This is a genomic window from Moraxella sp. HMSC061H09 (assembly GCF_001809255.1).
Taxonomy (GTDB): Bacteria; Pseudomonadota; Gammaproteobacteria; order Pseudomonadales; family Moraxellaceae; genus Moraxella; species Moraxella catarrhalis.
On sequence record NZ_KV796834.1, the window covers coordinates 292,470 to 299,620 of the forward strand.

Annotated in this window: 5 protein-coding genes; 3 read left to right on the forward strand and 2 right to left on the reverse strand. The window is 40.4% G+C overall.

The features are described 5' to 3' along the window. Window positions 1-64 precede the first annotated feature (64 nt). Both serA and gorA read left to right on the forward strand, forming a co-directional pair. Window positions 65-1,297 carry a phosphoglycerate dehydrogenase gene (serA, locus tag HMPREF2573_RS01765; RefSeq protein ID WP_226889978.1) on the forward strand — a complete coding sequence of 411 codons (1,233 nt, stop codon included), beginning with the start codon at window positions 65-67 and terminating at the stop codon, window positions 1,295-1,297. Between the two features lie 163 nt (window positions 1,298-1,460). Continuing rightward, window positions 1,461-2,831, forward strand: coding sequence for a glutathione-disulfide reductase (gorA, locus tag HMPREF2573_RS01770; protein WP_004462515.1), 1,371 nt, complete (start codon window positions 1,461-1,463; stop codon window positions 2,829-2,831). Window positions 2,832-3,073: 242 nt separating this feature from the next. Here the strand turns inward: gorA and nagZ are convergent, their stop codons facing one another. Beyond that, window positions 3,074-4,147, reverse strand: a complete 1,074-nt coding sequence (gene nagZ / locus HMPREF2573_RS01775) for a beta-N-acetylhexosaminidase (RefSeq protein ID WP_003656484.1) — start codon at window positions 4,145-4,147, stop codon at window positions 3,074-3,076. A 235-nt stretch (window positions 4,148-4,382) separates the two neighbouring features. Between nagZ and HMPREF2573_RS01780 the strand changes: the two genes are divergently transcribed. Beyond that, the gene (locus HMPREF2573_RS01780) at window positions 4,383-6,557 is read left to right on the forward strand and encodes a carboxy terminal-processing peptidase (protein WP_003656482.1); all 2,175 of its coding nucleotides are present in this window, start codon (window positions 4,383-4,385) and stop codon (window positions 6,555-6,557) included. A 126-nt stretch (window positions 6,558-6,683) separates the two neighbouring features. Here HMPREF2573_RS01780 and HMPREF2573_RS01785 read toward each other — a convergent pair whose 3' ends face one another. After that, window positions 6,684-6,842, reverse strand: a complete 159-nt coding sequence (locus HMPREF2573_RS01785; protein WP_003656479.1) for a DUF1328 family protein — start codon at window positions 6,840-6,842, stop codon at window positions 6,684-6,686. Between the last annotated feature and the right edge of the window lie 309 nt (window positions 6,843-7,151).

The following is a 7,151-nucleotide window of genomic DNA, read 5'->3' on the forward strand; positions in this document are numbered from 1 at the left end:
GAATATATTGCAAATTGACATCAATGCGTGTATAACTATAGTTTTGATTGTCACCTAAAAGGATATTCTTATGACTTTATCATTAAATAAAGAAAAAATCCGCTTTTTGTTACTTGAGGGTGTTCATGAAAATGCACTAAAAGTACTCAATGAAGCAGGCTATACCAATATTGAATACATCAGTTCAGCACTTGATGAGGCTGAGTTGATAGAAAAAATTAAAGATGCACATTTTATTGGCATCCGCTCACGCACTCAGCTGACACGCAAGGTGCTTGAAGCCGCCGAAAAGCTGATCTGTATCGGCTGTTATTGTATTGGAACCAATCAAGTGGATTTAGATGCAGCGCTTGAATTGGGTGTTCCTGTTTTTAATGCACCTTATTCAAATACGCGTTCTGTGGCAGAACTTGTACTTGCTGAGACGATTATGCTCATGCGTGGTATTCCTGAAAAAAATGCAGTGGTTCATCGTGGTGGCTGGAATAAGTCTGCCAAAGACAGCTATGAGGTACGAGGCAAAACCATGGGCATTGTTGGCTATGGCTCCATCGGTTCGCAGTTATCTGTACTGGCTGAAAGTTTGGGTATGAAAGTAATCTATCATGATGCGATGACCAAGCTTCCCTTGGGCAATGCCACACAAGTAGGTAGTTTGGAGGAATTGTTGTCAAAAGCGGATGTTGTTACCTTGCATGTACCCGATTCAAGCAGTACACGCAATATCATGACTGCCAAAGCATTTGAACAGATGAAAGATGGGTCTTTTTTCATCAACGCTTCTCGTGGCAGCTGTGTGGACATTGATGCATTGGCGGCAGCACTTGAGAGCAAAAAAATTCTTGGTGCAGCAATTGATGTTTTTCCAAAAGAGCCAAAATCAGCAGATGAAGAGTTTGAATCACCATTGCGTGCCTTTGATAATGTGATTTTGACACCACATGTTGGCGGTTCAACGCAAGAAGCTCAAGCGAATATCGGCTTGGAAGTGGCTGAAAAATTTGTACGCTATTCTGATCAAGGCGATACAACCAGTGCTGTCAACTTTCCAAATGTCTCTATTCCGTTTACTGATGGCACGCATCGCTTATTGCACATTCACCGCAATGTCCCAGGCGTATTGTCACAAATCAATGCATCATTTGCCGATGCAGGCATCAATATTATTGCACAGTCTTTAATGACCAAGGGCGATGTTGGTTATTTGGTTATGGATGTGGATGATAATGATTCTGACCGAGCATTAAAGCGTTTGCGTGCTGTACCAGAAACCATCCGAGTCAGAGTATTGTTTTAATTGATTTTATCAAATCCAATCATGATGATAAAACCGCTTTTAATCAGGCGGTTTTTGTGATTTTATGGTACAATAGATTAATAATAACATAATAATTTTGTGCAAGTCGTACTTGACTGTTTGACTGTTTGACTGTTGGCACATGATAAAAATGAGGAAAACAATGACCAAACATTATGACTATCTTGCCATTGGTGGCGGTTCAGGTGGTATTGCATCGATTAATCGTGCTGCCCAATATGGCAAAAAATGTGCCATTATTGAAGCCAATTTGATTGGTGGTACTTGTGTTAATGTTGGATGTGTACCCAAAAAAGTCATGTGGTATGCTGCCCAAATCGCCGATGCCATTCATAAATATGCACCAGACTATGGATTTAAAGGCAATATTGATGAGTTTAATTTTGGTCAATTAATTCAATCACGCCAAGCGTATATTGAGCGTATTCACCGATCTTATCGTATGGTATTTGAAAGAAATGGCGTTGAATTGATTCAAGGATTTGCCCGTTTTATTGATAAAAATACCGTTGAGGTGGCTTATGATGATGGCACAACCGAGCAAATCAGTGCTGACCACATCGTCATCGCAACGGGCGGGCAAACAGTCAGACCTGATATTATCGGTCAGGAGCTGGGTATTGACTCAGACGGATTTTTTGCACTCGATGAGATGCCAAAGCGTGTGGCTATCATTGGTGCAGGTTATGTCGCAGTTGAGGTGGCAGGTGTCATGAACAGTTTGGGTGCTCAAACGCATCTGATGATTCGTGGCAATCAGCCACTGCGTTCATTTGATGATGATATCGTTGAGGTGTTGGTTAATGTCATGCAAAATGATGGCATTCAAATACACACAGGCGTCAATACACAACAAATTATCCAAAATGAGGATAAAACGCTGACGGTTGAATTTAATGATGGACAAAACCTCACCGTTGACTGTGTGATTTGGGCGGTAGGTCGCAAGCCTGCAACAGATCAGCTTAATCTTGATGTCGTTGGTATTAAAACCAATACCAAAGGCCAAATCATCACTGATAAATTTCAAAATACCAATATTGAAGGCATTTATGCTGTTGGGGATATCGTTGCAAATGGTGTTGAGCTGACGCCTGTAGCGGTGGCATCAGGACGACGATTATCTGAAAGACTGTTTAACAACAAGCCAGACGAGCATTTGGAGTTAAACTTGGTGCCGACGGTAATTTTCAGCCATCCACCGATTGGGACTGTGGGCTTAAGTGAAGCGTCAGCAATTGCACAATATGGTGCTGATAATATCAAAGTTTATACCTCGAACTTTACGCCGATGTACAGTGCGGTAACATCACATCGTGAGCCATGTCGAATGAAGCTTGTCTGCTTAGGAGAGGAGCAAAAAATCATTGGACTACACGGTATTGGTTTTGGCATGGATGAGATGATTCAAGGGTTTGCGGTTGCGATGAAAATGGGTGCAACTAAGCAAGATTTTGATGATACCATTGCCATTCATCCAACGGCTGCCGAAGAATTTGTCACGATGCGTTAATCGTCAAAAATCATCAAATTTATTATCAAAAAACCCATGAGTATCACTGATGGGTTTTTTGATGGTAGGTTTGTGTGTGCGTTAAACAGTTGGTAAAAATAAAATGATTATTTTTGCATAAAAATTGACCAAATTTTTTCTTTTGGTTTAATCGCAGAAACTTGTTTGATAAAAAACTTGCAAACTTGACTTTTTTCAAAAAAAATGGATAATTGCTCATTTTGTGTAACAAATACAAAAGTTCAACATACGCTATAAACTGTTGGGTCTTTGGCTAAGGTTTCATGATTTTCTTGAAAAAATGCGGCTTGTATACGATGTTTAGCCGCCTGCCATAAAGGAAATTGATGACAGGTTGCTTCTAGGCTACCTTGCCATGTTGGAATGTTGCCCGCCATCTTTATCAAGCGATGCTGGGGCGTATCTTTCAGCTTTTTGGCAGTTTCAATGGCAAGTAATGCATTTTGACGATGATTGCAAACCAGTGCCATATCACAGCCAGCTTCAATGGCAGCAACCACACGCGCATCTATACCGCCTACAATGTGTGCCGCTTGCATGCATAAATCATCTGAAAAAATCACGCCATCAAATCCAAGCTGATTGCGGACAATATCTTGAATCCAGATTTTAGAAAATCCTGCAGGTTTGTCATCAACTTGGCTAAAAACCACATGGGCAGGCATGAGTGCATCAAGTTTATCTAAAGTTTTGATAAAGGTTTGGGTATCATAATCCATTATCTCATCAAATGAGCGTTCATCAATGGCATCAGCAATGTGCGAGTCAGGGGCAATAGAGCCATGACCTGGGAAATGCTTGCCTGTGGTTGCCATACCAGCATTTTTCATACCGTCCATGAATTGCCTTGATAATGTTATGATGGCATCTGGATTTGCATGAAAAGCACGATCGCCAATGACAAGGCTTTTGCCATCAATATCAAGCACTGGTGCAAAGCTAAAATCAACACCGACCGCCAAAACCTCGCAGGCCATCAGATAGCCACAATCATAAGCTAAAGATAACGCATCTTTGGGCGATTTATCGTATAATTGACCCAGTTTGCCCATGGCAGGCAACGATGAAAATCCTTCTTTAAAGCGAGCAACCCTTCCGCCTTCTTGGTCAACACCGATCAGTAGTTGGGGGTTGATTTGGCGTATTGAATCGGTCAGTGTTCGCACTTGAGCGGGTGATTTGACATTGCGTGCAAATAAAATAATGCCACCGATTTCTGGATTGGATAATAATTCAATATCGCTGCCATCTAATGATTGACCTGCAATATCTGCCATGATAATACCTTTTGCCACAAAATCCTCCAACACATTCAAATAAGACCAAACATAATATTTATGGGCATATTATGCCATGAAAATCAAAATAAAACTTTGGTGAATGTTGATTTTGTGGTTAAACAATAACCTTGTAACGATTGCTTAAGACAGGTGTACAAAAATACGCACTTGGGTAAAAAAAACTTTGTGATTTTTGTGCTAAGATAGCGAATATTTTAAGATTTTATTTGCTAACTGTTAGGATACAGACATGTCAAAACAACAATATCTTTTATCGGGCGTGGCAAGTGCCATGGCTTTTGCATTATTTGCAAGCAGTGTGGCATCATTTGCTCAAGCATCTGACCGCACTGCATTTATACAAAAGCCAGAGCAAAGGGTGACCGCACGACAAGTGGCGATATTGCTTGATCGAGCACATTATAACGACCAAAGACTTGATGAAAGCATGAGCCAAGTTATTTTGCAGCAATATTTTGATAAGCTTGACCCTAACCGTACGCTATTGTTACAATCCGATGTGGATGAATTTATTAGCAAATATGGTAAAACTTATGCAGCTTATTTAATACGTGGTGATTTGACGCCTGGTATTGAGATTTTTGAGCGTTTTCGTACGCGTTCTTTTGAGTATTTTAAAGCTGCCAAAGCACACTTAGCAACAGATATTGATTTATATACCAATAAAAGCATTATATTAGATCGTGAAAAAGCACCACGGTTTCGGAGCAAAAAGGAGCAACTTGAGTATTGGAAAAACCAAACGACATTGTCATTAATTACCATTATGATTAATCAAGACAGCGACAAAGCAAAAGATCAGGTTTATTTACAAAATCCTGAGTTGGCTCGAGGTCAAGATTTGGTCAAGGCTGAAAGTCGCACTCCTAAAGAGATTTTATTAAATCGTATCAAACGCCAAGAAGAACAGCTTGAACGACTGAAAAATGATGAGGTGATGGAGTCGATACTTGATGCGGCAGCCATCGCATATGATCCACACAGTAATTATTACGCTCCCATTCAAGCACAGGATATACAAATCCAAAATAGTCTACAGCTTGAGGGCATTGGTGTTTCTATTCGACCCGATCGCAAAAATCCTGATTACACACGCATTATCAGTTTGGTTGATGGCGGTCCTGCTGCCAAATCAGGTCAGATATTGGCAAATGATTTGATTATCGGTATAGCCCAATCTGATGGTGAAATGGTGGATACGATAGGCTATAGCACCAGAGAAATTGTTGCTTTAATCCGTGGTACTCGTGGTACTGAGGTAACCGTCAAGGTCAAGCAGCCAAATACACCAGATTCGCAGGCCAGAACGGTTACTTTGGTGCGTGATATCATTCGACAAGAAGAATCAGGCGTGCAGTATCGAGTGATTGACATGCCTTATGATGGTAGTATAAAAAAAGTTGGTGTGATTGAGATTCCAAGCTTTTATCTGAATTTTAAAGCACGCCGTGAGGGTATTGATGCCAGTCAGTACCGCAGTGTCAGCCATGATACCCAAAAAGCTTTACAAGCGTTAACCGACCAAGGTATCGATGGCTTGGTGGTTGATTTGCGAAATAATCCTGGTGGTTCACTTGATGAAGTTGCCAAAATGCTTGCCATGTTCATCAAGGAAGGTCCTTTGGTGCAAATTCGTGATAATCGTGGTAATGTGCAAGTTTTTGAAGATACAGACGGTGGGCATCAATTCTATGATGGAAAATTGTCTGTACTCATTAATCTTGGTTCGGCATCGGCCAGCGAGATTTTTGCAGCCGCCATTCAAGATTATGGGCTAGGTTTGGTGGTAGGTAGCACAACCACTGGCAAAGGCACGGCTCAGACTCAGCGAGATGATTTGGCATTAGGTTCGATGACTTTGACGCAGCGTAAATTTTATCGTGTGAATGGTGGCAGTACCCAAACCAAGGGTGTTGTACCAGATGTTGAATTGGTAAATATTTATGAAGGTATCGAATTTGGTGAGCGTGAATATAAAAATCCATTGCCTTGGGATACCATTAACTCAACCAATTATCACGCTGAAGGTAAATATTCGCCAAGCCTGTTAAGCTCACTCAATAAGCAATCCAAAGCCCGCCAAGCAAGTGACCCACAGTTTAGGTATTTATCTGAACTAAATGCCATTCGCACGCTTGATGATGATAAAAAACCGACTGAGATTAATTTACAAAAACGCCGTGCCAGACTTGATATGATTGAAAAACGCACCTTGGCTGCTGAAAATGCACGCAGGCAAGCCACAGGCGAGGCACCATTTGTAGATTGGTCAACTTATCAGGCCAATTTGGAGGCATTGGCTGAAGAGCGGAGCGCTATGAAAGAAAATGAGCGTCCAAAGTTGCCCGAAAGCGAGGTTTATGTGTTTGAGGCAGCACGCTTGATGTTTGATGCTGAGCGATAATTTGTTGGCATAAATCTGCTAATTGCGATGAATTAAGCAAACCAAATTGAGTAAAATAAAACAGTCTGTTGTCATAACAGACTGTTTATGTTTTAATCATCTTTGAGGCAATGAGCTATGGAATAATTATCTACGGCGACCACCCACAAAGCCGATCACAAATAAGACAACAGCGATAATTAAGAAAATATAAGCAAACTCTTTGCTTAACCCTGCAATATTACCAAATCCTAAAAAGCTTGCGATAATGGCGATAATTGCAAAAATAATTGCCCAGCGAAACATAGGATTCTCCTGATAATGACTGGCATGTGTCCAATAAATTTGTATTAACCAGTTTGGGTGAAAAAACACGGTATTTTCTTGTATTCTTAGAAGTTATTTTAGAGAAATAATTTTATTAAACATATTGATGAATTGTAAGCTTTATGAAACTACATTAAATATTATGTAATCTCTTGTTTGTATCAGTGCATAAACCTGATAATTTGATACAAAATGCAATTTTGGAAATATTTTTCTTGACAAGTTGATGAAATTTTGTTTTAATACGCATCAATTCGGCGTGATAGCTCAGTCGGTAGAGCAACGGAT